The organism is Albidovulum litorale (genome assembly GCF_025751495.1).
Classification (GTDB): domain Bacteria; phylum Pseudomonadota; class Alphaproteobacteria; order Rhodobacterales; family Rhodobacteraceae; genus Albidovulum; species Albidovulum litorale.
Genome location: NZ_JAOWKZ010000005.1, coordinates 18,586 through 42,328, shown reverse-complemented (window position 1 = coordinate 42,328; position 23,743 = coordinate 18,586). Strand labels below are relative to the sequence as shown.

Here is a 23,743-nt window from a genome sequence, read left to right as displayed (position 1 = left end):
GGAGATACTGAGCGACTACGCCGTGATGCGGCCGCAGGCGCAAACATGCGAGCAACTCCTTCCTTTGTGCTTTTGCTACAGCATGCGGTATTGCGTGAAACCAAAACGGGCGCGAGTAAGCTACCCATCTCGAAATGAGTCTCGTAGACTTGAATATGCGGACAATGAAACGGTTTCCGAAAATCTGGGTTGCTTGGGCAAGGATGTAGAACATGCGAGGGCTTTCCGGCGTTCTGTCACTGTTCTCGTGGCTCTTGGCAGCCCCAACATTCGCCGAGGCGCAGATGAAAACGCTCTCGGTGATGGTTTCCTTTCGGGAACGCATTGCGTTTCCCCCGTAGCGCAACTCGACGTGCGGCTCCTTGAGGTCGTGAACGCCGACGGGCACGTCGGTGCCATAGCTTCGCAGGGTTTCGAGATGACCGAAGTCCCGATGACCGTTTCCCTGAGCTATGACCCGCGGGGCGTCGACGGTGAGTCCGGGTATCCTGTCACCGGATGGACGGCAGCAGTTCCGTGCAACCAAGACGCTTGAGCTCCCGGCCGGGCCGGATCAACCAGCGTTCAATATCGTGCTCACAATGGTGACCGACACGGGTACGAACGTCGCGGTGCCGCGCCGCATCTCGGGTGTGGCTTGGACCGTGACGGAGGTCTTTGGCCAAGCATGGCCCAACGATGATCCGGCCACGCTCATGATCGACGACGAGATGAATGTCTCAGCCTTTGGAGGCTGCAATCGGTTCCGGGGACAGATGCAGCCATCCGGCCTCGGGCTTGCCTTTCTCGAAAACATAGCCGGGACCATGATGGCCTGCCCCTATGAGATAGAGGCGCAGGAGCGGCGTTTCCTCGCGGCGCTCGCGCAGGTTTCGGATTACGTGCGCTATGGTGCGGGTCTTGTGATGACGGATTTCGACGGGCGCACCGTCTTGCATTTTGTCGAAACCCCCGAATGACAGCCGTGGCCGTTTTCAGGCGTCGCGAGAGCCGGGCACCTGCGCCATGACGCGCCAGATCACGGTTGCCGGTTGGCGCACCCGAGCTGGTAGCCGACATCGCAATGCGCCTTCAGCCGTTGTGTTTCTTCGGGTGTCCAATCCGAGGGTGCCGTGACCTGAACCCAGGGCCCTATATAGTCCTCCGCGAAGTAGGCATGGCCGTGTCCGGGCGGCGCGCCAAAGGACAGGGCCATGTCGAGCGCCAGCTGGAACTGCGTCACGACGGGCATGAAGATGAAGTGCTCCGTCATGTCCTCGGCCGACGGATCCCGCATCCAGGGCGGCGCCCGCCAGAGCGACCGGGGGTCGTAGAATACGACCGGGTCGCTTGAATATTGCAGGAAGACGATGCGCATGTCCCCCCATTCCGCCGCGGCCTCGGACGCATCCGCCGTGTGGGACGCATAGCGGATCAGTGACCCGTCCCCGATCTCCGGCAGGACCCAGGGTGTGCCCGGATTGCGCTGGTTCTGGACGTGTTTCCAGAAGGCAGAGGGAAAGGGCGGACCGGCCCAGAAGGCGCCGTCGATGGGATCGTCGAGCAGTCGGAACATGTTCGTGGCATGCATCGACGACCAGGCGCCCAGGCTCAGCCCGTGAACGTATAGACGGGGCCGCGTATCGACGGGCAACGTCTTCCAGTACCCATGCACCACATCCTGAAGCGCGGTCGCCTGTTCCAGCCCGGTGTTTGTCTCCAGGATTAAAGCCAGCGGCGATTGCAGGTAGGAATACTGTGCGGCGACGGTGGCGATATCGCCGCCATGCATGTATTCGACCGGATCGTGGGATCCCGGGTCCATCCAGCCGGTTCCGGTGGGGCTTGCCACGATCAGAACGTCGCGGTCGAACGCACCCTGCCGGATCAGTTCGGCAAGCGCCAGTTCGGCCCGCGCCTCGGGCGTCTCGCCATTGGCGCGCCCGACATAGACGCGGATCGGATCAAGCGCGGGCCGACCAGTGAAGGCCGAGATATCCTCGGATGTTGGGCCGGAGGTGATGAAGTCCCGCCCGGGCTTGCCCATGGATGCCCAATCGATCAGGGACTCTGCGCTGCCGGTCATGCGTGGGTCGCCGGGGGGAGGCGGGGCATTCTCGAAGAGCTCCTGGGCGGCTTCGTAGCTTTCGTCGAGGCCCGTTACGACCTCATCGACGATGCCATCGCGCGTAACCACGAACAAAATCAGCACGACCGCGATGAGCCCCAGCACATTGGCGCGCCGCGGTGGCATAATGCGATAGAACCTTGATCGGATCAGGCGAAACAGTGAGGCGACAGCGCGTCCAAGGGCGAAAGCGATGGCAAAGGTCGCAAACGCGATCAACAGGATTGTGGTGAGTTGAAGCGCATCCGCGTCTTCCATGCCCACCTTTTCGCGGATGTCGTTCTGCCACCGCAGACTGGATCCAAGTACCCAAAGAAAGACCGCCAGGAGTGGAAGCGCGATCACCGTTGTCAGGACGTTTGCCGGCCGCCCGGACAACTGCGGAAGATCGGCCGCCCGCCAGAGCAACGCACCGATCTGGCCGATCAAATAGCCGATCGCCATGACAAGCCCGCCGAGGAGTCCTTGCACAGCCGGTCCGCGCGGGATGAGCGACGGGGTCAGCGAGGCCGCAAAGAAGAGCAGCCCGAGAAGCAAGCACGGCACCGAGACCTTGCCGATGATCCTGGCTATTTCCCCGTTGTTCATGTTGCCTCTTTTACCCTGGGTTCGACGTCTCGGTTCCGACCTTGTCACGAGGCCGCCCGACGCGCAAAAGACTTGCGAAGCGACGCAATCATTTATTTTCCCACTGCTATATTCGAAAATGCCAATGTGGTGCACCGCATGTGCGAGAGCCTGTGCCTTCATGGTGAAAGTGCATGGTGCAAACGCCAGGGTCCTTTTTTCGGCAAGCGCGGCTGAGGTACATATCGGGTATGAAAATGTGCGCACCATCCTTCGCCCGCCTGATGGGCGTCATGCTCTGCCTCGGCGCCTTGTCATGCGCCTTCCCCGTGCCGTCGAAGGCCCAGACGGAGATCCAGGCCTTGGAATTCCCCTATTTCACGCTTCGCAACAGGACAGGATCGGATGATCCAGCTGACTTTTATGGAGGAGAACGCAGCGATCTGAAAGCGGGTGCATGCCGCGTCGAAGAGCTCGACCTTGGCGTTCTGGCGCCCCTTGCCGACATGGCTCCGAATTTCTTGCGCGAGGAACTCCTCCGCGTTCAGACGGTGGAGGAAGCGGACCCGGGCGCCATCCTGGATCGGCTAGAAGGAACGGCCGGCGCACGTGGTCGGGCGCTCTATGTCCACGGATACTATATCAGCTTCGAGAAAGGCTGCCGCCGCGCCGCGTTGCTGCAGCAGAACGCCGACCTTGTGGGGCGGTTCCTGTGGTTCAGTTAGCCCTCGGACGGTGCTCCGGCCTACTACACCCATGACGAAGCCGATCTTTACTGGAGCCTGCCGGACATTACGGACACGATCATTGAGTTGGAGCGGCGCTTCGGCGCCGGGAACGTGGATGTCATCGGGCACAGCCTTGGTGCTCGGGGTGTCGTTCTGGCGCTGGCCGAAGTGGCCAATCGGCATCCGGATATCCAGCTTGGCCATGTCGTGCTTCTGGCGCCGGACATGGATTTTGCGATCTTCGAGCGCATGCTTCCCCGGTTCCGCCTCATCGCGAAGAGCATCACAGTCTACGTGACGAGCGGCGACAGACCTCTAGCGCTTTCGGCGCAATTGCATGGCTACCCTCGGCTTGGGGAGACGGGAAACGATTTCTCCCAACTTGCGGGCGTCGAGGTGATCGACCTCAGCGACCTTCCCAGCGAAGGACCGACGGGTCATCTTTATCACATCTACAGTCGAGCCGTCGGCGAAGATCTGCGCCGACTGCTGCATGCGGGCGAACGCGCCGACGCGCGGCAAGGCCTCGTCGCGCAGGGTGAAAACCTTTGGCGCCTTCGACCTGCGATGAATGAATAGCCGCGCAGCAGGTCAGTGTATGACGTATTTGATAATCGACAGCAGCATGTCGATCCCGCCCGCGAAAGCGGTCCCGAGGATCGCCGGGAATACACTGTGGTCCAGAACCCAACCCGCTCTGGCACCGGGGACTGGCAGCAAGTTCAAGCACAAGATCTGAGACAGCGCCAGAGCCGCTTCGGCTCCTGTCTGATCCTGCCATGCGGCCAGAAAAAGGGCAGAAGGCAACCAAGGAAGTCGAGGCTCTGGTTCAACATCCGGTCCTGCATTCGTCCGGAATTTGATCTTATTTCCCGGCTGCAGCGCGTCAAATTTCTGCCTACTATTGTCTGTTAGCCGCTGTTAGTCGTGGCTCGGATCTATACGTTCTTTGCCGTGCCTAAGGCATTCGGGGGGCGTGGTGTGAACAAAACCGTACTACAAGGACGTCTTAGGCTGCTGCGATTCAGCAGCTCTTGATGTCGCGCGACGCAAAAGCGGCGTTGAAACGGGTTTAACTTCAGGAGGATCCAGTCATGACACAATCGAAAGCCTTGGTACTCTGTCTGGCGGTTTTACCGATGCTTCCTACAACTGCGTGCAACGCGCAAAACCAGTCGGATCAAGCCCAGAGCGAGCGCGAAATGTCTTCCTCGACGCCATCCGATGATTGCCCTGTGATCGAAAGCAGCAACTGGGTCGGAAAACTCACCCCGGCTCCGCATGATGGGGCATCCCCCCTCCTTTTCGTGAGCGGCGATCTCACGCTGCCAACACCAGGATATACTGTCGGCCTGAAAATTGGAAAGGCAGATCGTTCTGCAGTGCCATCGGTCTTCGCGGTGATTTCCACGACACCGCCGGACGGAATGGTTGCACAGGTGCTGGATACCCAGACAGTTTCAATGACAGCAGTTGCGCCAGCCTCCCGCCTGCGCTCCATCATCGTGATCTGTGGCAACACGCGCTTGTTCGAAATCAGCGACGCCATGATGGTGAAAGCTGGCGATTGAAACCGCTCTGTTGTCTTAGTTGCATGATCCGTGATGATGTCCGATGGTTTGACCGGCAAGAGGTCAAACGCCTTCGTTGCGGGGTCCTTTAACGCAACCATTGCGTTTACGTTTAAGATATGACCCGGAGTTCGCTCGTTGATGCTCAGACGTTGCGGCAGTCACCGGGCCAACGTCGCTGCGGTGACTGTAATTGGCAGCATCAGCACCGACGAGAGGAGTGGATCCGAACCGTTCCTCGTCCCCACTCCATCGACGCTTAGTCTCTTGCCAATCAACTGCACTATCTCGGGCGAGTCTGCGAATTTTGAGTGGTTTGAACCATTCACGTCGATCTCAGACAGATCTAAGACTGTCACGCCAAGTCCTGCCAGATCTTCAACGTCCTCATTACCGACCCGCGGCACTCCCCGCGCAAGAAGCCGGGAAAAACTCAAAGCCCGGTCGTCGTGAGAGATAAGAATGTAGAACTGCCGTTCATTGTCGGCAAACGGTGCCAGTTGCTGCCGGAACAGATCGGCGTCAATGTCGGGTGCCGCCAAAATGACATGGCGAAGCCGACCTGTCCGGTTCAAGGTGCCGTTAAGTTTTGCCTGTCGCATTGCTTCGACCGTCAGCAGATTGCCCATGGAATGCGATAGGACATCTACGGCTTTTGCATTGGTTTTCGAGATAAGATTAGCACCGAGCAACAGGTCGTCCCGCGCGACCAGGACGCTGTTCATGTCATAAACGTAGTCCAACAAATGGCCGCCGGAAGCCCAGCTGAATAAAACTGGAACGCCCTCATAGCCGGAATCCTCAACGAATTGACCCATCCGAAGAACTGCTTCTGAAAAGGTTGTGTTGTAGCCATGCACAAAAATCAAAACGTTCCGGTTTTGGACAGAGCGCCGGTTCAATTCCGCCTGCAAGTCGGAGACGAAATCGCTTTCGGACGAAAAGATTGCTGGATCGGTTGCGGTGAAATGCTCCGCTGGACGGGGGATGCCGGACTGGGGGCTCTCTATCTTGCCGGGGGTGTGGTTCGGGGGCACACTGACCGTCAGTTTCGCCAACCCAATTTCGGACGATCGCTTTCCCGAGAACAAAATGGTTGGATCACTGTCCGGAGCACGCGAGGTCAGGATGAAGATCTCGTGTTTTCTGAGATTTTTGGCCGCATCACCATTCTGAGGTTCGGCTACCAGGCCGATCATCCCGCGTTCCGCCGGACCGCAGCCTACAATTGCAAGACTTGTGACAAGCAATAGAACACAAGCCTTGAACCTCACCTTATCTACGCCAAAGAACATCGGAAGAGATCTCGCCATTTCATAGGTTGAGCGTAAACACGCGACGTGACCTGCCCTCCGCTGGTCCCTCAGTCAAAATGAGAATCTGCAGGTTGGACTGGGTATTCGGGTTGCCCGTCTTGCGCAAGCACACTTGCAGCGGTGTCTGGTTGCCCAGCGATGATTGCGGTTTGACCGTGTTGTAGTCGTAACGCCAGAAACGGCTTTTCCGCATTCGTCTGCTCCTTTAGGATCGGCACGCACCTACCCTACATCACCGTGAGGGCTTTCGCGCGGGGCGGGTTATCCCTGTTTCGGCTTCGAGTCTGCCCTGAATTGTGTCGGAGTCCTACCGGTCCATCGCCTGAATGCACGGTCAAGGGCGGCTGGGCCGGAGAGACCTACCTGAAGGGCAATTTGCGCAACGGGCAGGGTCGTGTTCGACAAGAGGTCTTCGGTGACGCTCTGGCGCACGTCGTCCTTCATCTGACTGTAGGAGGTGCCGTGTGCCCACAGGATGCGCTGGATGCGGCGTGGATGCATGCTGCAGATCGAGGAAAAGTTGTTCAGTGTCAGATCCTGATAAGCGATGTTGTCCATCAGCATGCCGCGAAGATAGGAAAGGGTCGCTTCGCTGGCGCCATCTGCGGCAAACTCCCCTCGTGACACTTTCACCAATTCCCAGTCCAGCGAGAATGGTGCCCAAAGCCAGTGCGTCGGAAATGAAATCCGCATTCCGTCGATCTGCGATGTGACGAGCGCATGTTTCGGAAGAAAACCCGGCAGAAGCCCCTGGGTGGTCGGTACAGTGATCAGGATGTCTTTTGGGTTGAAGGTTTCTCCGATCCCTTTCTTTATCAAAGTCACATAAAGTGCGACGCCGACTGCATCCAACTGTGTCGACCGCTTAATGACCTTGACGGTGCGGTGAATGTCGAAGGTTACAATGCCGGGTTTGATGGAAACGGAGTACCACACATTATCAACCTGCTTTGAGACTTCCACCACCAGCCGGGACAGAAAATCTCCCAAGTTGAGAGCATGGGTCGCCGAATCCCGGAACGCAGGCGTTCCTTTCCTCGCTACTTCTATTGCCACCTTTGCGCCAAAATACGGATCGCCAAGAGTTTCCGCCATATCCTCCATGGCGGAATAACAGGCGGACGCGTCAACTAGCATCGCAGGGTCGGTCAGCGCACCGACGGGAATGCCGTTTCGGGCCAGGATCGCTTCAATATCGCCGCCCCGCGAGGTGAAGGCCTTTGCGAACGGTGACAGAATCAACATCCCGCGCGTGAACCTCGGGCCAGATTTCTTGCTCATTCTTGCTGCTCCCTCAACGCCCTGAGGTTAACCTTGTGGGACATGTTTATGACACAAGTGGCATGCGTGCTGCTCCCTCAATGCCGTCAGGTTAACCTTCTAGGACATGTATATGGCACTGGTGGCATGAGCCGCAAACAGGGTGCGCCCCTGGCATGTTAATCAACAAGCCGTAGACCATGAGACCCGGGCGATGGCCGCACGGCCTTGGCGATCTCGGAAAGCATTGGAGCCAGGAAATGTCGAAGAAAAACACCGTAAAAGCCAAAAAATCCCTTTTGGCAGCAATGCTTATTGCCGGGCTGATGACAGTTTCGGCGGCGACCTTCGGCCCGGCATACGCCCAGACAGCGGACGGACAGTCCGTTGGAGCCGCGATCGAGCGGGTCGCGACGAAACTTGCCGGGCGCATCGGCTTCGCGGCGCAGGAAATCGGTGGCGACGACGTCATCGCGTTCAATGGCGATGAAACCTTCGTCATGGCCAGCACCTACAAGGTTGCGATTACCGCTGCGGTCTTGGATCGCGTCGACAAAGGCGAACTCAGCCTCGACCAGATGGTCGAGGTCACACCCGACATGATGATGATCGGGGACGCGGCGCTGAGCGACACATTCGTGCACCCCGGGCTCCAGCTTTCGGTGGCGAACCTGATCGAGATCATGATCACGGAGAGCGACAACACGGCGACCGACATCTCGATGGGACTGGCCGGCGGACCCGCGGCAGTAACCGAATATCTGCGCAGGCTCGGGATCACCGATTTCAGGGTCGATCGGACGACTGGAGAGATCATCGGGGAATTCTATGGCCTGCCGGGACCAGCCACGATGAAAGTCGCCGCGGAGGCCTTTGTGACCCGGCCGGAGCTCCTGACGATCATGGGTGACCGCAATCTGGACTTCGAGGCGGATCCCCGCGACCAAGCAACGCCCCTTGCGATGCTGCAACTCCTGCTTGCCATCGACAATAGCACGGCGACGAGCGACGAGAGCCGCGACTTCCTGATTGACGTCATGTCGCGCACGCGCACCGGCGCTGGTCGGCTCAAGGGGCTGCTGCCCAAGGGAACGCCCGTGGCGAACAAGACCGGAACCATCGGGGGAGTGGCCAACGACGTCGGCTATATCACGCTCCCCGACGGTCGTCGGTTTGCAATCGCCGTGTTCACCAAGAGCAGCGAGACATCCGAGACGGACAGGGATCGGGCAATTGCCGAGGTCGCCCGGTCGCTGTTCGACTACTTCCACGTCGGGCAGATGGCGAAGCAGTAAACGGTGAAACTTCGCCTTGCAGACCCTGCCAGTGCGCTCCTGCCCGGCGAAGACCGAACTCTCCGCCAAAAGCCATCGTTATCCCGCGAGGAAAACTCCAGTGAAGACTCCAATGCAAAGGAAAAACTCAGTGAAGAACCGAATGAAACCACTACCTGCCCTGCTTGTTTCGTCGCTACTGTGCGTCACACCGGCACTCGCACAGCAGGCCATGACACAGGAAGAGGGCCAGGCGACCTTTGATGCGGTCCTCGCCGAAACTGCTGAACTGATCAAGGAAATGAACATCCCGGGGCTTGGTGTCGGGGTCATCCATGGGCCCAACACCTACAGCGCCGGCCTCGGCATCACGAAGGTAGGCACCGACGAGGCCGTTACCCCTGATACGCAATTTCAAATTGGCTCTGTGACCAAAACCTTCCTGTCGACAGTGGCCCTGCAGCTGTCCGAACGGGGCGAGCTGGATTTGAACGCGCGTGTCGTCGACCTCCTACCGTGGTGGAGGGTCGCGGATCCCGACGCAACGTCGAAAGCGCGGGTCGTTGACCTGTTCCACCATCGCGCTGGTTGGTATGGCGACCATGGGTTCCTTCGTGTTCCTCCGGGCGGGTCGATCAGCGAGAAGGTCATGCTCCAGGCGGCTTACGTCGAGCAGCTCTATCCGTTCGATCAAACCTGGATGTACAACAACACCAGCATCACCTTCGCGACCCATGTGGTGTCGCATGCCGGCGGAAAGCCGATCGAGAACCTGATCGAAGAGAACCTGTTGACTCCTCTCGGCATGGATTCGTCATCCTTTAACTACGACCCCACTCCGCCGGCTGAAAACTACGCATGGGGTCATCCGCCGATCTACGGCGAAGGCAACATCAATGATCTCAAGCCGTACTACATTCCGTTGATCAGAGAGTCCGCAGCCTCCGGCGCGCTCCGGTCTACGGTTAGCGACATGCTGAAATACGCCCGCTTTCAGCTGGACGGCAAGGACGCCGCCGGGAACCAGCTGCTGTCCGAAGAAGCACTGGACTATGCCCACGCTCCGGCAGTCGAGGCTGAGGCCGGCGACTTTACCGGGCTGACATGGTTCGTCCATGACTACGACGGGGTCACCAGCCCCAGCCACGGGGGGAACTGGCCCGGCACGCGGTCTTTTCTGCAGCTGATCCCGGATCGCGACTTTGCCGTGGTGGTTTTGGTCCACAGCGATCGCGGAGCCGAGGCCTATAAAAAAATTGCGAACTCAATGGTCAAAGCCTTCACGGGCATCGAGGCCGACTCTCCGGTCGCAGCGGGCGTTGATCCGGCTGTGCTCGATCCCTTCGTCGGCGTCTTCAAGGGGAATTCCCAAAACATCGAGATCCGCAAAGAGGGCGACAAATATGTGTTTGTGCAGTTCTCCGCATTGACCAGCGGATCGGATCCCGCGCCGGCCAATGTGGCCAATACGGCTGATGGCTATTTTATCATCACCGAAGGCCCGAACGAGGGAGCCCTTGGCGAATTGCTCGAAGATCCGTCTGGCGAACTCAACTACGTGCGATTCAACCACCGGATCTTCATTCGGGGCGACGGGGCGGTCGACGACTTCGACCTCTCCGGTACTGTCTTCCAATAACCGGGGCGACAAGAGCCACGGATCAGGTGGAGAGGCGATCCTGCACAGCGCAGATCGAACTCTCCACCGAACGCCCTGCATCGACGACATGAGACGCTCAATGCAGGAACCAAACCCAAAGAACCTGACTGCGGCGCGTGCCGTCGCCGTCGGCATCGCCCAACCGAAATGGAGAGGAGAGAACAACATGAGCGAGAACGAGATCTCCCGCAGGGAGTTCAACCTTGGTGTTGTCGCGGGTGCGGCCGCCATTGGGTCCGCGGGTAGAGCCTTGGCGCAGACGAGGGAGCCATTCGACCTCGTGATCATTGGCGGGCGGGTGATGGACCCCGAGACCGGGTTTGACCAGGTCGCAAATGTCGGCGTGCGCGCGGGTCGGATAGCCGCTATCACAGTCGAACCGCTCGAGGGCGGCCGCCAGATCGACGCCAGCGGCCATGTCGTCGCGCCCGGCTTCATCGACACGCATTTTCACTGGCCCCGGCCCATGGGCAACAAGCTCGCACTGCTCGACGGGCGAACGACGGTTATGGACCTCGAGATCGGGACGCTCGGAACGCTGGTGGATGACTGGTACGCAGAGCGCACCGGGACCAACCAGATCAACTACGGCTGCGCCAGCTGCCACGAATTCGCGCGTACCTTGGTGCTCGACGGCATCACGACGATCGATGCGCCTGAGGCCATGAACCATCGCGGCTCGGACAAGTCTGGCTGGTCCCATACCCGCCCGGACCTCGACAAGGGCAACGAGATCCTGCGCGTGCTCGATACGGGCCTCGCCGCGGGCGCAGTCGGCATCGGCTCGACGCTCGGCTACATGCGCGACGGCGCATCGGCACGCGAGGTCTTCGAGATCCAGCGCATCGCCGCAGCTTATGGAAGACCCTGCGCCTTCCACTTCCGCTACACGCCCGGCACGGACACGAGCGAAGCGAACGGTATCCAAGAGATGCTTGCGAACGCCGCCGCGCTCGGCGCGCCCGCCATCGCCTGTCACTTTAACAACCCCGGGTACAACCTCGTGCACGAGCTGCTGGTGCGGATGCGCGCGCAAGGCCACAACATGTGGGGCGAGCTTTACCCCTACGCGGCGGGCTCGACGGCGCTGAACGCCGTCTTCCTCGAACCGGAGATCTGGGTAGATCAGCTCGGCTACAAGTACGAGGAGACCATCCAGGATGCGCTGACCGGGGAATGGTACACGCAGGAGAGCCGCACGGAGATGATGGCGCGCGAGCCCGCGCGGCTGGTGCTGGCCTACAAGATGCCTGAGAACGCCATTGTCGACTGGCTGCGGCTGCCTGACGTGGCGATCGCGTCAGACGGGATGCCGATCCTCGACGACAGCATCACATGGGATACGCCCTTCGAGGATCTGCCCAACAGTCACCCACGCGGGGCCGGCAGCTGCGCGCGGACGTTGCGCATGGGGCGCGAGAACGGCATCCCCCTGATGCAGAGCGTCGCCCAGCTCAGCTGGAACTCGGCGCGCCCGCTCGGTCTTACGGGGCTGAAAGCGATGCAGGAGCGCGGGCGGATGCAGGAGGGCATGATCGCCGACATCACGATTTTCGACCCGGAGACAGTGACCGACAACGCCACCTACGCGCAGGGCAATCTGCCGTCCTCCGGCATCCCCTTCGTGATCGTCAACGGCGTGGTGGTGGTCGATGGCGGCGAGGTGCTGCGCGGCGTGAACCCAGGCCAGCCGATCCGCAACGAGCCGCAGGAAAGCTTGTTCGAACCACTGGACGTCCATGCATGGACACAGGCCTTCTACACCGTTCCGCAGGATTTCGGGGGTGGCGTGCCGAACTCGCAACCGGTCTACGACCCGCGCGTCATCCCGTGCTGCCAGTGACGCTGCAGAGGGCGTAGCGCTCTTGCTGATCGGAGGCCCGGCCAGTCGCAGGGCGGACCTTCGGTCAAAACGCGGCAAGTGTCTTGTTGCCGTCATGCAGGACGAATGCTGCGCCTGACCCCAATGTCTGAGAAGGGCTCCCTCCGGACCTTCGTCGCAGATTGGCTCAAGGTCGGCTCAGGGCCGGCCTCTCAGGCCAGGCACAGCCCGGAGCGTATTCGTCTGCTGCAGTGCGAAGATCGGCGGCTCGATCCCTTGCTGCCGCGTCCCGGCATTGCTGCGCCCGGTTTCATTCCCGGGCTCTGTCTTCGTTGTAGTGCCTGTAGCATCCGAATATGCTGATCGGGTAGCTTTTCTCAACCGTTGGATCGGGTTTGACTAAACCACATCGGACATTTGCGCTTCTGCGCCAAACAGGGCTTTGAAATGTGGAGCGGCCTCACCCGACCGAGTCTGGTGATCCTGACGGTTCTTTTGATTGTCTTGGTCGGATACCGCGCCATTTTCAGTGCGTCCGACCTTATGCCCGTCTATGTCATTCTATCAGAGGAAGCAGGCTTCCCAGAAGCGAGGAAGACCGAGATCCTTACCCTCCTTGGGTTGGATAAACGTGATCGCCACGTGCATGTGATCCGAGAGGCGGATGCAGCGATCGTGACCGATCTTGATCGTATCGGGCAACGCATAGACACGATCCACGATGAGGAAAACAACGACCTGCTTTTCGTTCGTCTCTCGGCGCCGACAGCAGACAGCAAGAAACTGCTCCGCGCGTCGTTGGAGGAGGCGTATGTCGGCACTGGCTGCCGCATGGCGGAGGCACTCAGGCAGACCGTTCCCGTGGTTTCTACCGACTTTTATTCGCCGGAAGCTGGTATTTCGGCGCGTGATACGTGCAAGCAGTGTCCGTCGTCAGAGTTTTTGGGCCAGTTAGCGGCCTGATCTAGGAGAGGGTCTGGCGCATCTGGTTGGTTTGATTATGCGGCGGGTTTGCGGTGAAGCAAGCGCCGGGTTTCGATGGTCTTCCGTTTGATCCTTTCTCGTTTTTGCAGGATGGTCTGACCGCGTCCGAAGTAGACGTCGGCCGGTGTGAGGTTCTGCAGGCTCTCGTGATAGCGTCGGTGGTTGTAGTTTTCGACGAAGGCGTCGATCTGTTGGCTGAGATCGCCAGGCAGGTAGTAGTTTTCCAGCAGGATGCGGTTCTTCAGGGTCTGGTGCCATCGTTCGATCTTGCCCTGGGTCTGCGGGTGATACGGGGCACCGCGGACATGACCCATCTGCCGGTCTTCCAGCCAGTCGGCCAGTTCGCCCGAGATGTAACTGGCGCCGTTGTCCGAGAGCAGCCGCGGCTTGTGCAGGACCGTCGCCTGATCGCAGCCTGAAGCCTGCAGTGCCAGGTCCAGCGTGTCGGTCACGTCGCCAGCCCTCATCGTCGTGCAGAGCTTCCATGCAATGATGTAGCGGCTGTAGTCGTCGAGGATCGTCGAGAGATAGAACCAGCCCCAACCGATGACCTTCAGGTATGTGAAGTCGGTCTGCCAAAGCTGGTTCGGCCGTGTGGTCTTGTCCCGGAACTCGTCAGCCGCTGACAGAACCACGTAGGCCGGGCTGGTGATCAGGTCGTAGGATTTGAGGATACGATACACGGAGGCTTCTGACACAAAATACTTTTCTGTGTCGGTGAAGCGCACGGCCAGCTCGCGCGGTGACAGCTCACTTTCCTGCAGGGCCAGGTCCTTGACCTTCTCGCGAACAGGTTCCGGGATACGATTCCAGACCCGCGACGGCCTGGGGCTGCGATCTTCCAAGGCTTCGGGGCCGCCCGACAGATACCGATCATACCAGCGGTAGAAGGTCGTTCTGGGGATGCCGAGCTTGTCCAGCGTGCGCTTGGTAGGCAGATGAGATCCTTCGACCAAGCGGATGACCTCAAGCTTCTCGGATGCGGGATACCTCATTCGTCGTCTTCCCCATCCGCGATCATGCTTTTTTTGAGCAGCCGCAGCTCCAGTGCCTGCTCGGCAACGACTTCCTTCAGATCGCGGGCCTCACGGCGCAGATCCTTAACTTCGGTAGATGTCGCCGCGCGGGCCGTATCGCCCGCCAGACGCTTCTTGCCGGCCTCGAGGAAATCCTTGGACCAGCTGTAATACAGGCTCTGGGCAATACCCTCGCGGCGACACAGCTCGGCAATGCTGTCCTCGCCCTTCAGGCCGTCCAGCACGATCCTGATCTTCTCTTCGGCCGAATACTGTTTGCGGGTCGCTCGACGGATGTCCTTGACGACTTTCTCGCCGTGGCTCTGCTTGGTTCCGGGTTTCTGTCTCATCTCCACTCCTTGGTGGTTACGATGTGCCAGAAACCCTCTCTTATCAAATCACCCTAAACTGTCCCATTGGCGCTGACGTCAGACAATCGATCACGTTAGAACATATCATGAACATGCGATCGGTCAACTAATTCTGTGCCCGGAATGGTCTCAGGTAACGTAACGTAGCCCAACCGGCGACGAGTGATCCCTGTTCCGCCTGATCCGTTTCCTGTTTTTGCCTGCGAACTTCCCTGATCAGGGATTTCGAATTCCCTGTTGTCACGCGCAGGGAAATCGCTGCCAAACTATTGAAAAGACGCCATTAATCAACGCGGAATTTGCCCCAAAGACCCCAAAGCGCGCCGATTTCCCTGTTAATTCCCTGTAAACAGGGATTTCGAAGGCAGAGACCAGCTAGCCCGGGACTGCCAGCACAGCCACCCACTTCCTGACATCGAGACGGTGCGAGGTGCACCTCTAATAGTCGCGCGTTCTCCGCGGCTTGCGCGGCGCGGTCGCTTTCGCAGACCGCCAGGGCGCCGAGTGTGAGCGAGCAAATCAGCCAAAGTCTGCGTCCGGCCTTTTCGCGATGCGAGGTGTAAGAGGGGGCGATCAGGGCGAAGCGAGCAGCGTTCGTTGTTCTGACCAGTCCGACGGGAGCGGGTGCCGCAGGCACCAATCGGACGTAAATCCGTGCGGCTGCTTGCCGTCGAGGACATCGCGGATGATGTCCGGGGCAAGGAAGGCGAGATCGATCATCTGCTGGATGCGGCGCTTCGAGATGCCTTCGGCCGTGGCGATCGCGTCGAAGCTGCGTCCCGCCACTATCTCACTGAACCAGTGATGCGCACGGGCGATGTTGTGGATCAGGAGGTCATCGCGCCCGGCGGGGGCATCGGCCAGCACCAGCTTTGTCTCCACTCCCCGCTTGCGCAGCTGGAACGGCACGGACTTCGCGAGTGCATCTGCATCCAGTCGGTCCACGTCCAGCGCCAGATGCCCGGCGAGCGCAGCTGCATCGAGTTCGAGCATCAAGTGCCCTGGCGCAATGTCGACGCGCCCGACCAGGTTCAGAAGATCGGCTCTCCCCGCATCGGCCAGACCTTCCAACCCGGACCGCAGCCGCGCGATCTCATCCGCGCCCGGCGCGGTCATCAAGCGTCCGGCCAGCGTGACGTCAGACAACATCCCGCGAACGACCGCCTCAACCCGAGCCTCCAGTTCTTCCGCTGGCAGCCGCCATCCGGAGACACCCGCCTCGCCGCTGCGCGCCGCCAAACGGTGCGAGATGTAATAGCGTAACCGTGCACCGGCCCGGGTCCTCGAATGCGAGGGCGTGAGCCGGTCGCCGGTTTCATCATAGATCTTGCCGCAGAGTAGCGAGCGGGTGGACGATGCCTTCCGGGCGCGGGGCTTTCTGGCCTCGGCGGTCAGTTGTTCCTGCACTCTTTCCCAGATATCCGGAGCGATAATCGACGGGTGCTGACCCTCATGAACCTGCCCCTTGTGGCGGATCCTCCCGGCATAGAGCGGGTTCGTCAGGATGTGATGGATGTGACCGCGATCCAAAGGTATCCCGCCCCGCATGCGACCATCCGCAACGGTCCTGCGTTTCGACCGAAGGCCATGCACCGCTGCCGCCTCCTTGACGTCACGAACCGTACCGTAGTCGCGATAGAGATTGTAAAGCGTCCTGACCGTCTTCGCCTCGGTCTCGTTGATCCGCAGCGTCCGTCCATCCGCGTCGTAACCCAGAGGCACATAGCCGCCCATCCAGAGCCCCTTGCGCTTCGAAGCCGCGATCTTGTCGCGGATCCGCTCGGCCGTCACTTCGCGCTCGAACTGGGCGAAGCTGAGGAGCATGTTGAGCGTGAGCCGCCCCATGCTGGTTGCGGTGTTGAAACTCTGCGTCACCGAGACGAAGGAGGCCCCCGCTGCATCCAGCCGCTCGACGATCTTCGCGAAGTCGGCGAGCGACCTGGTTAACCGATCGATCTTGTAGACCACGATCTGGTCAACAAGGCCGGCATCGACATCGGCCAAGAGCTGCTGCATCGCCGCGCGCTCCAGCGTGCCGCCCGAGATCCCGCCATCATCGTACTGCGTCGGCAGCAATGCCCAGCCCTCGGCTTTCTGACTGGCGATGTAGGAAGCACAGGCTTCCCGCTGGGCATGGAGCGAGTTGAACTCCTGCTCGAGTCCCTCTTCAGAGCTCTTCCGCGTATAGATGGCGCAGCGGATCTTCTTCATCCCTTGCCTCCGGTTCGATCATTGAGTCCGAAGAAGCGCGGTCCCGACCAGCTAGTGCCGGTGATGTGCCGCGCGATGGCCGAGAGCGAGGGCCAGGTCCTGCCATCAAGCCGGAAGCCTTTCTCCTGCACCTCGACCTGGTAGCTCCGCCCGTTCCAGTCCCGCACCAGATGCGCGCCGGGCCGCAACCGTCTCCGCGCCGCCTCTTCGACCGGCTTGCCCGACGCAATCTGGCTGAGCGCGCGCCGGGTGGCGGCAGGCAGTCCGCCATGACGTTTCACCTGCGCCTCATAGGCGAGCGCCTTACGCAGGAAGGCGACCGAAGCATAGGCGGGCGGAGGAGACCCGAAAGCCTCCTCCCAGTCCTGCTGGAGACCCGAGCGATCCGGATCGGCCTTACCGGGCATCGGTGGTCTCGCGGGCATCCGTGGCTGCGGGGTCCGGTGACACCGTGGCGGCTGGCGTTCCGACGATCCGGTAGCGGGTTGGCTTCCCCTGCCCCGGCTTCTCCGCGACTAGCTCGTGGCCCGCCTTGCGCAAGCCGGTCAGCGCCGCCCGCACCGTGTGGGCCTGCCAGCCAAGCTTCGCGCGGATCGCAGCGACATCGGCGCCCGTAGCGCTGCGGAGTATCCTGGTCAGCTGATCTTTCTTGGTTGCACGTTTTGCGGGCGCCTTACGCCGCCGGGGCTTGGCATTGGTGATATCGGTGGTCATGGTCATCTCCTGTCCTAGGTCACAGGAGCACCCAGCCCCTGCTACTGACATGAGCCCGGGGGCACCCGGGCGGAGCTGTGACCCTTTCGATCGGGCCTGGTGTCACTACCGCTCTGGCGCCGCGCGAAGTCCAGTCAATTCGACAAGAACGGCCCACAGCCGCCATTCGAAGCGCCGAAGTTCTGCTATTCCGGCGTCCCCTGACCGGACATTCATGCGCGATGCAGCATTTTAGACCAGCTAAGGCTCGGATCGTGTGCTTGGCCATCTGGACTGCTTAAAAAGAAGCATTCGTGCAGCTTGTCCGTGCGCGATAAAAACGGTTTATCGGATTGCCCCTGATGCACGAGGTCGCGCCCCGCGACGAAAGACCTGCGCCTTTGGTGCAGACGTTCCAGCACCGCAAGCTCTGGCTCCGAAAGGGCGACAAAGGCGGAAAGCTTCCGGGTTAATGGGCTGTCTTGGATCATGCTCAATGGCGCCTCCCCGGCGGGCGGGACAATAAGTGGGAAATCGGCGCACGGACTGCTTTCGATCAGCCCAGCATAGAGCATTTTCTGAAAGTTTTGGGAAGTTGATCGAACTAGCACAACGCCACGATCCTTTCGCAACGACAGGGAGATTCTCGCGATGCAGAACCGGCACTGTCCGACAACAGCACTTGTGGACCTGATTAGGGGATTTGCATAACAGAAGTTTTCTGGCTCATCTGAACCGTCAAGGAGTGAAGGTGAGACGGAAACGACTTGCCCGACACCGGTGTCATTCTCCGATGCCCGGGCGCGCACTTCCGGATCGTGGCCCCTTATCACTTGTATCCAACCCACGAGTGGGTCCGTCCGTCTTGGAAGGGTCGTTTTGCACTGTCTGCTTTAGGTTCGACTGGGGCGAATAGAGATCGCGCAGGTCCTTTTCGCCCACACCGTCCGCCTGCATGACGAGACGGATCATCGGGTCGGCCAGCATCTCTTCGAGGAAGAAATCGGTCAGAGCCTTCCCGGTGAGCTTGTCCCTGGCGACCGCATGCTCCAGCTCGGCGAGTGGCACGGTGAGTGTGCGGCTGAGCCCGGGATGCGAGGCACGCGGATGCAGCCGGACGAGCACGGACGACGTCCATGTGCCCGGTTCGATCCAGTCCACAGGCTCCAGCAGCTGGGTCTCGATTTCATATTCGCCGGGCGGGAGGGTCTCGTTGAAGCTCTGAAGTCGGAACGGTCGCATAAACACGGCAGTTGTCTTGATCGAAGTGGTCATTTCGGTTCTCCAGGATAATTGGTGACTTGGGATGCCATGAAAGGAATACCGGCAGGGCGATCGGCCCTGCGGACCGACGACGAACGAACACATCCGTCCTGCAATGGGACGTTACCGACTAATTGCGTGAACCAAGCGACGCCTCGGCTGGGTCGTGTCTTGCGTCCCAGGTCCAGACGTCGAATTGCGTCAGGGTGCTCGGCCCGAAAGTCTGGGTTGGCGGCACATCGGCTGCATCCCGGCCGCGAGCGATCAGGATACGTCCCATGCGTCTTGAGTTGTTTCGCGGATCGAAGATCCACCAGCGGCCGTCGAGATAGACCTCCATCCAGGCTGCGAAATCGTCGGGCGCGTGAGGCACGGGTTCGCCGAATTCGCTCAGAAAGCCGGTGCAGTAGCGGGCGGGAATGTTCATGCAGCGGCAGAAGGCGATCGCGAGATGGGCAAAGTCTCGGTAGACCCCGTGCCGTCCGGCCAGTGTTTCAGACGCCGTGCGCGTTGCGCTGGCCTGCATGTAGTCGAACGAGACTGCGGAATGTACGAAATCGCAGATCGCCTGCACGCGCGCCCAGCCTGGCGGCGTGCTCTCGAAGAGGCGCCACGCCTCTTTGGACAGAAGATCCGTGTCGCAGTAGCGACTGCCAAGAAGGTAGACCAGTGTCTCGAAGGGCAGATCTTGCACGGCCTGCTGCGTGGCGTCGGGCGCGATCGGATCGGGCAATCCGCAATCGCGGAATATCCCATCGGTAGACAACGTGAAGTCGCCGGATGGCGCTATCATCCGTGTGCACCAGTTTCCAAACCCGTCGCGATAGCTTTCCAGCGGCACGCTGGGGGCGGTGACGAGATAGTCGGCGCGCTCCAGATCGCCGAAGCGCGAGTAGTGCACGTTCAGCATGGCGATGAGTGGCGTTGGTTGTGTAAGCCGGTACTTCAGGCGGCACCCGATCCGCATCCGGATGCCGGGCGTGTCGTCGTGGTCCGATCGTGGCGCTCTATCGTCCAAGAACGCACTCCCCATCCGCGAGTTGAAAGCTGCGATCGCAGCTCCAGCGGTTTCCGGACCGATCGAGATGCGCGTTCGACGGAAGGTCTATCGGGACGCACGAGTTGTCCGTTTGCTCAAATCCTCGCTCGCAGCGCCAACCCGGCCCATAGGAAGCCGGGTCCAGAAAGGCGTTCGATGGAAGTGCCACGGGATCACAGCGGCCTTCGATTTCGAAGAAGCCCCGCTCGCAGGCCCATTCGTCGCCGTAGTCCGCATTGGTGAGATAACCGTTATCGGGAACCGCAATCGCCACACAGGTGCTGGAACTGGCCGTGAAACCGCGCTCACAGGTCCATCCGGAACCTGAGGTGTCGTCGCTTAGATAGGCGTTTTCTGGCAGGACGATGGGAACACAGGTCTCGCGATCCTGCCGGTATCCGCGGTCGCACTGCCAGTCGTAGCCGGAGGATCGAAGGAATGCATTTTCGGGTACCGGGATCGCTTTGCAAGACGTTCCTTCTACTTCTTCGTAACCGCGCCGACACGCCCAGCCCTGCCCGTATGATCTCCCAGTTGCATAGGCGTTTGAGGGGATCCCAATGGCCACACACTCTGCACCGTCGACACGGTATCCGAGAACGCAGGTCCAGCCACCGCCGTAACTACTTGCTTCTGCGTTTTCCGGCACCGGCTCGGTGCGGTCTTGCGCAAGGACGGGAAACGCCAGAAACGCAATCATACCAGCCGCTGCGATCAACGTCCTACTCAGGCTAGGCCGCTTCCGTTCGGGAATGTTGTTCATCTCGTGATCCGCCTGCGGAGAAAGCGCCGCCTCGCTGTGAAAGCTTGTCCGGGTCGCAGCCAGCTGCCGGTTCAGCGCGGTTTCGGTGCTGTGGGTTTGGGAGGAATGACCTTAAGTCACGCAGCCATTCGATCAGAACGTTCCGTCGAACGCCGATGCGTGCATCTATTTTTCTGCGATTTCGTCGCGCAGGTCATAGCATCCCAGGGACGGCCGCCGGCGATCTCGACGCGGGTGCCGAGCACCTTTTCAATCGCCTTGAGTTCGGTGACTTCCTCGGCGGCGCAGAACGCAATCGCGCGGCCGCTTTGGCCGGCCCGGGCCGTCCGTCCGATCCGGTGCACGTAGTTCTCGGGCACGTTCGGCAGGTCGTAGTTGTAGACATGGCCGACGCCGGGGATGTCGATCCCGCGGGCCGCGACATCCGTCGCCACGAGCACGCGCACCGATCCCGCCTTGAACGCGGCGATGGCCCGGTCCCGTTGTCCCTGGCTCTTGTTGCCGTGGATCGACGTGGCCGCGAATCCGGCGCGATCCAAGTGCTTCATCAGCCGCTCCGCACCATGCTTTGTCCGCGAGAACACCAACGCCCGCTCGTCCCGATGCCCGCCCAGAAGTTCGATCAGCAGATCCTGCTTCTGGTCCTTCGCTACGAAATGCACTGAATGGGTGACCTTATCCGCGACCTTGCCCGGAGGCGACACCTCGACGCGGATAGGCTTGTCCAGATACTGGCGGGACAGGTCTGCCATCGCCTTCGGCATCGTGGCCGAGAACATCATGGTCTGGCGGTCGGTGCCGAGCATCGACGCGATGCGTCGCAACGCATGAATGAAGCCGATGTCGAGCATCTGATCGGCCTCGTCGAGAACGAGGAACCGTGTCTGGCCCAGACCGATGGCCCGGCGATCCATCAGATCGATCAGCCGACCCGGTGTCGCTACGAGGATGTCCGTGCCGCGGGCGAGCCTCTCGGATTGCGTGTTGATCGACTTGCCGCCGACGACGAGCGTGATGCGGAGATCGGTTGTCAACCCCTGAAGGGTCTGAACGATCTGGCCTGCGAGTTCCCGGGTCGGTGCCAGCACCAGGCCGCGGGCTGAACGCGGCGCGGGCCGGTCCTGCCGCTTCGACAGGTCCACGATCAGTGGGATGCAAAAGGCGGCGGTCTTGCCGGTTCCGGTCTGCGCGATCCCGAGAATGTCGCGGCCTTGCAACGCCTGTGGGATCGCCTGTTCCTGAATAGGCGTCGGTTGAGTGAGCCCCAGGGCATCGAGCCGCGAGACTAGGCGGGCATTGAGCCCGAGTTCCTTGAAAATCATGTCAATCCTTGACCGGATCTTGCGTCCGGCGTAACCGACGAACGCAATTGCGCACGGTCGGTCGGGGTGCACCCGGGGCGAACACTCCGGCACCGCATTGTGACCGGAGCCGCCTTGGGCGGCGTCCCCCCTTCGTGATGTGGGAAAACGGTGCGTCACGACCGTGGGCGGAAGTGAACCCGCCTGCTCACGCGGCAGATCGATAACGCTACCTTGAAATGGGGATCCGTCGGCCACTTGTCAATGACACGCCGTCAGCAACTGCAGCCAAAGGACGAATTTCGAGACGTGGCAAGGCAACCCTTGTATGTTGCGCTCGGAAGGCGCATGTGTATCGAGTGATCGTTTTTCTCTGCGACCTTCTGCTTCCGTTCATCCGGCTTCAGTTGATCTCTCAGTCTGACTTTGCCGGGCTGCCGCGTCCTGTGGGCAGCACCTGAACAGGAGACCACGGATATGGCCAATGGCACCGTGAAGTTTTTCAATACCCAAAAAGGCTTCGGCTTCATCGAAACCGATACGGGCGGTAAGGACGTCTTCGTCCACATCTCCGCGGTCGAACGCGCCGGCCTGACCGGCCTTTCGGATGCTCAGAAGGTGACCTTCGATGTCGAATCCGGCCGTGACGGCCGCGAAAGCGCGACCAATCTCGCGCTCGCTTGATTCACTTTCCGCCGGGCGCCTCGACGGGCGCCTGGCCCACATCACGCCACGAGAGCCAATGTCTCATTCCGCGGAAATCGATCCGGTCACCGAACTCGATTCGCCCATTGCATTGGTACGGAAACTTGCAAAATACCGAAGTCCAGTTCCCGCGCGAAGTCGCAAAGAACTCGCCATAACGATCATCCCATTCGCGGCGATTTTTTCACTGTCTTGGGCGTCCCTATCGATCAGCCTTTGGGTTTCGGTCGCGTTGTCGCTGGCGAACGCAGCCTTTGTTCTCCGTCTCTTTATGATTCAGCATGACTGCGGTCACGGTGCCTTCTTTGGAGCAAGGCACTGGAACGATTGGACCGGCCGGCTGATCGGCCTGTTGACATTGACACCATATGAAGTGTGGCGGCGGACCCATGCCATCCATCACGCCACGACAGGTAATCTCGCCCGCCGCGGTACCGGAGATATCCCGACACTGACCGTTGCTGAGTACCGTGCGAAGCCGCTGCATGGACGGGTGCTTTACAGATTTGTGCGGCACCCAATAATGCTTTTCGGGATCATTCCGTTCTACAGTTTCTTTCTGCGGAACCGGATCCCCGCGGGGCTCGTCCGATCCGGCTGGCGATATTGGGCAAGCGCGCTTGGCACCGATGCCGCGATCCTCGCCATGCTAGCGATGCTCTACATGCTGGGCGGTGTGCCGGTCCTGCTGTTTGTCTACCTACCGATGATGTTGCTTGCCGCCTCCATCGGGATGTGGCTGTTTTTCGTTCAGCATCAGTTCGAGGATACTGCCTGGTATAGCGAGGCCGACTGGTCGGTGCAGGAAGCGGCATTTCATGGGTCCTCCCACTATGTCCTGCCGCCCGTACTGAAGTGGTTCACGGCGAACATCGGCGTGCACCATGTCCATCATCTGGCAAGCCGGATTCCGTTTTACCGCCTGCCCGAAGTACTTAGCGACTATCCCGAACTCGCCAGTGCACGTTGCATTACACTCCGCGACAGCATTGGCTGCGCTCGCCTCGCACTCTGGGACGAAACCGGACGGCGGCTCGTTTCATTCGCGGAGGCACGCCATTTGCCGGGATGATCCCGGCAGGCAATACCTTG

22 protein-coding genes and 2 pseudogenes are annotated in these 23,743 nt (G+C 60.4%); 11 read left to right on the top strand and 13 right to left on the bottom strand.

Annotated elements, in window-relative coordinates:
- The first annotated feature begins 25 nt into the window (after positions 1–25).
- Both OEZ71_RS20285 and OEZ71_RS18100 read left to right on the top strand, forming a co-directional pair.
- Positions 26–535 carry a YbaY family lipoprotein gene (locus tag OEZ71_RS20285; RefSeq protein WP_412175660.1) on the top strand — a complete coding sequence of 170 codons (510 nt, stop codon included), beginning with the start codon at positions 26–28 and terminating at the stop codon, positions 533–535.
- 46 nt (positions 536–581) lie between these two features.
- Complete coding sequence (locus OEZ71_RS18100) at positions 582–959, top strand: META domain-containing protein (protein ID WP_263741483.1); 378 nt, start codon at positions 582–584, stop codon at positions 957–959.
- Positions 960–1,018: 59 nt separating this feature from the next.
- Here the strand turns inward: OEZ71_RS18100 and OEZ71_RS18095 are convergent, their stop codons facing one another.
- Positions 1,019–2,695, bottom strand: a complete 1,677-nt coding sequence (locus OEZ71_RS18095) for an alpha/beta hydrolase (protein WP_263741482.1) — start codon at positions 2,693–2,695, stop codon at positions 1,019–1,021.
- Between the two features lie 263 nt (positions 2,696–2,958).
- On the opposite strand from OEZ71_RS18095, the gene OEZ71_RS18090 reads away from it, so the two are divergent.
- The 3 genes and pseudogenes from OEZ71_RS18090 to OEZ71_RS18080 all read left to right on the top strand — a co-directional run bounded on the left by OEZ71_RS18090 (position 2,959) and on the right by OEZ71_RS18080 (position 4,973).
- Positions 2,959–3,399 carry a hypothetical protein gene (locus OEZ71_RS18090; RefSeq protein ID WP_263741481.1) on the top strand — a complete coding sequence of 147 codons (441 nt, stop codon included), beginning with the start codon at positions 2,959–2,961 and terminating at the stop codon, positions 3,397–3,399.
- Positions 3,400–3,411: 12 nt separating this feature from the next.
- A pseudogene (locus OEZ71_RS18085) lies at positions 3,412–3,981 on the top strand (alpha/beta hydrolase); the annotation flags it as partial.
- Positions 3,982–4,496: 515 nt separating this feature from the next.
- The gene (locus tag OEZ71_RS18080) at positions 4,497–4,973 is read left to right on the top strand and encodes a hypothetical protein (protein ID WP_263741480.1); all 477 of its coding nucleotides are present in this window, start codon (positions 4,497–4,499) and stop codon (positions 4,971–4,973) included.
- A gap of 161 nt (positions 4,974–5,134) precedes the next feature.
- Here the strand turns inward: OEZ71_RS18080 and OEZ71_RS18075 are convergent, their stop codons facing one another.
- The 3 genes and pseudogenes from OEZ71_RS18075 to OEZ71_RS18065 all read right to left on the bottom strand — a co-directional run bounded on the left by OEZ71_RS18075 (position 5,135) and on the right by OEZ71_RS18065 (position 7,570).
- The gene (locus tag OEZ71_RS18075; RefSeq protein ID WP_263741479.1) at positions 5,135–6,172 is read right to left on the bottom strand and encodes an alpha/beta hydrolase; all 1,038 of its coding nucleotides are present in this window, start codon (positions 6,170–6,172) and stop codon (positions 5,135–5,137) included.
- Positions 6,173–6,340: 168 nt separating this feature from the next.
- A pseudogene (locus OEZ71_RS18070) lies at positions 6,341–6,479 on the bottom strand (IS3 family transposase); the annotation flags it as partial.
- A 71-nt stretch (positions 6,480–6,550) separates the two neighbouring features.
- On the bottom strand, positions 6,551–7,570 hold the full coding sequence (locus OEZ71_RS18065) for an AraC family transcriptional regulator (protein ID WP_263741478.1): 1,020 nt from the start codon (positions 7,568–7,570) through the stop codon (positions 6,551–6,553).
- Positions 7,571–7,809: 239 nt separating this feature from the next.
- Here OEZ71_RS18065 and bla point away from each other — a divergent pair, with 239 nt between their 5' ends.
- The 4 genes from bla (at position 7,810) to OEZ71_RS18045 (ending at position 13,268) form a co-directional block, all read left to right on the top strand.
- Positions 7,810–8,844 (top strand): class A beta-lactamase, encoded by a 1,035-nt coding sequence (gene bla / locus OEZ71_RS18060; protein WP_263741477.1) that lies wholly within the window; start codon positions 7,810–7,812, stop codon positions 8,842–8,844.
- Positions 8,845–8,986: 142 nt separating this feature from the next.
- A complete protein-coding gene (locus OEZ71_RS18055; protein ID WP_263741476.1) occupies positions 8,987–10,462 on the top strand; it encodes a serine hydrolase domain-containing protein in 1,476 nt (491 codons plus the stop codon).
- Positions 10,463–10,649: 187 nt separating this feature from the next.
- Positions 10,650–12,326, top strand: coding sequence for an amidohydrolase family protein (locus OEZ71_RS18050; RefSeq protein ID WP_263741475.1), 1,677 nt, complete (start codon positions 10,650–10,652; stop codon positions 12,324–12,326).
- Between the two features lie 396 nt (positions 12,327–12,722).
- A complete protein-coding gene (locus OEZ71_RS18045) occupies positions 12,723–13,268 on the top strand; it encodes a hypothetical protein (RefSeq protein ID WP_263741474.1) in 546 nt (181 codons plus the stop codon).
- Positions 13,269–13,303: 35 nt separating this feature from the next.
- On the opposite strand, the gene OEZ71_RS18040 is transcribed toward OEZ71_RS18045, so the two are convergent.
- From OEZ71_RS18040 to OEZ71_RS18000, 9 genes are all read right to left on the bottom strand, one after another.
- Positions 13,304–14,655 (bottom strand): IS3 family transposase gene (locus OEZ71_RS18040; RefSeq protein WP_263741473.1). Its coding sequence is split into 2 segments (ribosomal slippage): positions 13,304–14,319 and positions 14,319–14,655, totalling 1,353 coding nucleotides; the frame shifts between segments, so codons are not numbered across the junction.
- Between the two features lie 594 nt (positions 14,656–15,249).
- A complete protein-coding gene (locus tag OEZ71_RS18035; protein ID WP_263741472.1) occupies positions 15,250–16,887 on the bottom strand; it encodes a recombinase family protein in 1,638 nt (545 codons plus the stop codon).
- On the bottom strand, positions 16,884–17,294 hold the full coding sequence (locus tag OEZ71_RS18030) for a DUF2924 domain-containing protein (protein ID WP_263741471.1): 411 nt from the start codon (positions 17,292–17,294) through the stop codon (positions 16,884–16,886). The genes OEZ71_RS18035 and OEZ71_RS18030 overlap by 4 nt, the downstream gene beginning before the upstream one ends.
- Positions 17,284–17,601, bottom strand: a complete 318-nt coding sequence (locus tag OEZ71_RS18025; protein ID WP_263741470.1) for a DUF3489 domain-containing protein — start codon at positions 17,599–17,601, stop codon at positions 17,284–17,286. Before OEZ71_RS18025 ends, OEZ71_RS18030 begins: the two co-directional genes overlap by 11 nt.
- Before the next feature lie 212 nt (positions 17,602–17,813).
- Positions 17,814–18,155, bottom strand: coding sequence for a hypothetical protein (locus OEZ71_RS20280; RefSeq protein ID WP_412175653.1), 342 nt, complete (start codon positions 18,153–18,155; stop codon positions 17,814–17,816).
- A gap of 208 nt (positions 18,156–18,363) precedes the next feature.
- A complete protein-coding gene (locus OEZ71_RS18015; protein WP_263741469.1) occupies positions 18,364–18,855 on the bottom strand; it encodes a hypothetical protein in 492 nt (163 codons plus the stop codon).
- Positions 18,856–18,973: 118 nt separating this feature from the next.
- The gene (locus OEZ71_RS18010; RefSeq protein WP_412175659.1) at positions 18,974–19,816 is read right to left on the bottom strand and encodes a transglutaminase-like domain-containing protein; all 843 of its coding nucleotides are present in this window, start codon (positions 19,814–19,816) and stop codon (positions 18,974–18,976) included.
- A 34-nt stretch (positions 19,817–19,850) separates the two neighbouring features.
- Positions 19,851–20,645 (bottom strand): hypothetical protein, encoded by a 795-nt coding sequence (locus OEZ71_RS18005; RefSeq protein WP_263741467.1) that lies wholly within the window; start codon positions 20,643–20,645, stop codon positions 19,851–19,853.
- Between the two features lie 116 nt (positions 20,646–20,761).
- A complete protein-coding gene (locus OEZ71_RS18000; protein ID WP_263741827.1) occupies positions 20,762–21,967 on the bottom strand; it encodes a DEAD/DEAH box helicase in 1,206 nt (401 codons plus the stop codon).
- A 456-nt stretch (positions 21,968–22,423) separates the two neighbouring features.
- On the opposite strand from OEZ71_RS18000, the gene OEZ71_RS17995 reads away from it, so the two are divergent.
- Both OEZ71_RS17995 and OEZ71_RS17990 read left to right on the top strand, forming a co-directional pair.
- Positions 22,424–22,630 carry a cold-shock protein gene (locus tag OEZ71_RS17995; protein WP_263741466.1) on the top strand — a complete coding sequence of 69 codons (207 nt, stop codon included), beginning with the start codon at positions 22,424–22,426 and terminating at the stop codon, positions 22,628–22,630.
- Between the two features lie 58 nt (positions 22,631–22,688).
- A complete protein-coding gene (locus OEZ71_RS17990) occupies positions 22,689–23,723 on the top strand; it encodes a fatty acid desaturase (RefSeq protein ID WP_263741826.1) in 1,035 nt (344 codons plus the stop codon).
- Positions 23,724–23,743: the final 20 nt, after the last annotated feature.

Bases quoted from the DNA above. Each gene is read 5' to 3' on its own strand.
- OEZ71_RS20285 (WP_412175660.1), top strand. From the start codon at position 26: ATGCGGCCGCAGGCGCAAACATGCGAGCAACTCCTTCCTTTGTGCTTT.
- OEZ71_RS18100 (WP_263741483.1), top strand. From the start codon at position 582: ATGGTGACCGACACGGGTACGAACGTCGCGGTGCCGCGCCGCATCTCG.
- OEZ71_RS18095 (WP_263741482.1), bottom strand. From the start codon at position 2,695: ATGAACAACGGGGAAATAGCCAGGATCATCGGCAAGGTCTCGGTGCCG.
- OEZ71_RS18090 (WP_263741481.1), top strand. From the start codon at position 2,959: ATGGGCGTCATGCTCTGCCTCGGCGCCTTGTCATGCGCCTTCCCCGTG.
- OEZ71_RS18080 (WP_263741480.1), top strand. From the start codon at position 4,497: ATGACACAATCGAAAGCCTTGGTACTCTGTCTGGCGGTTTTACCGATG.
- OEZ71_RS18075 (WP_263741479.1), bottom strand. From the start codon at position 6,172: ATGATCGGCCTGGTAGCCGAACCTCAGAATGGTGATGCGGCCAAAAAT.
- OEZ71_RS18065 (WP_263741478.1), bottom strand. From the start codon at position 7,570: ATGAGCAAGAAATCTGGCCCGAGGTTCACGCGCGGGATGTTGATTCTG.
- bla (WP_263741477.1), top strand. From the start codon at position 7,810: ATGTCGAAGAAAAACACCGTAAAAGCCAAAAAATCCCTTTTGGCAGCA.
- OEZ71_RS18055 (WP_263741476.1), top strand. From the start codon at position 8,987: ATGAAACCACTACCTGCCCTGCTTGTTTCGTCGCTACTGTGCGTCACA.
- OEZ71_RS18050 (WP_263741475.1), top strand. From the start codon at position 10,650: ATGAGCGAGAACGAGATCTCCCGCAGGGAGTTCAACCTTGGTGTTGTC.
- OEZ71_RS18035 (WP_263741472.1), bottom strand. From the start codon at position 16,887: ATGAAGAAGATCCGCTGCGCCATCTATACGCGGAAGAGCTCTGAAGAG.
- OEZ71_RS18030 (WP_263741471.1), bottom strand. From the start codon at position 17,294: ATGCCCGGTAAGGCCGATCCGGATCGCTCGGGTCTCCAGCAGGACTGG.
- OEZ71_RS18025 (WP_263741470.1), bottom strand. From the start codon at position 17,601: ATGACCACCGATATCACCAATGCCAAGCCCCGGCGGCGTAAGGCGCCC.
- OEZ71_RS20280 (WP_412175653.1), bottom strand. From the start codon at position 18,155: ATGCTCTATGCTGGGCTGATCGAAAGCAGTCCGTGCGCCGATTTCCCA.
- OEZ71_RS18015 (WP_263741469.1), bottom strand. From the start codon at position 18,855: ATGACCACTTCGATCAAGACAACTGCCGTGTTTATGCGACCGTTCCGA.
- OEZ71_RS18005 (WP_263741467.1), bottom strand. From the start codon at position 20,645: ATGAACAACATTCCCGAACGGAAGCGGCCTAGCCTGAGTAGGACGTTG.
- OEZ71_RS18000 (WP_263741827.1), bottom strand. From the start codon at position 21,967: ATGATTTTCAAGGAACTCGGGCTCAATGCCCGCCTAGTCTCGCGGCTC.
- OEZ71_RS17995 (WP_263741466.1), top strand. From the start codon at position 22,424: ATGGCCAATGGCACCGTGAAGTTTTTCAATACCCAAAAAGGCTTCGGC.
- OEZ71_RS17990 (WP_263741826.1), top strand. From the start codon at position 22,689: ATGTCTCATTCCGCGGAAATCGATCCGGTCACCGAACTCGATTCGCCC.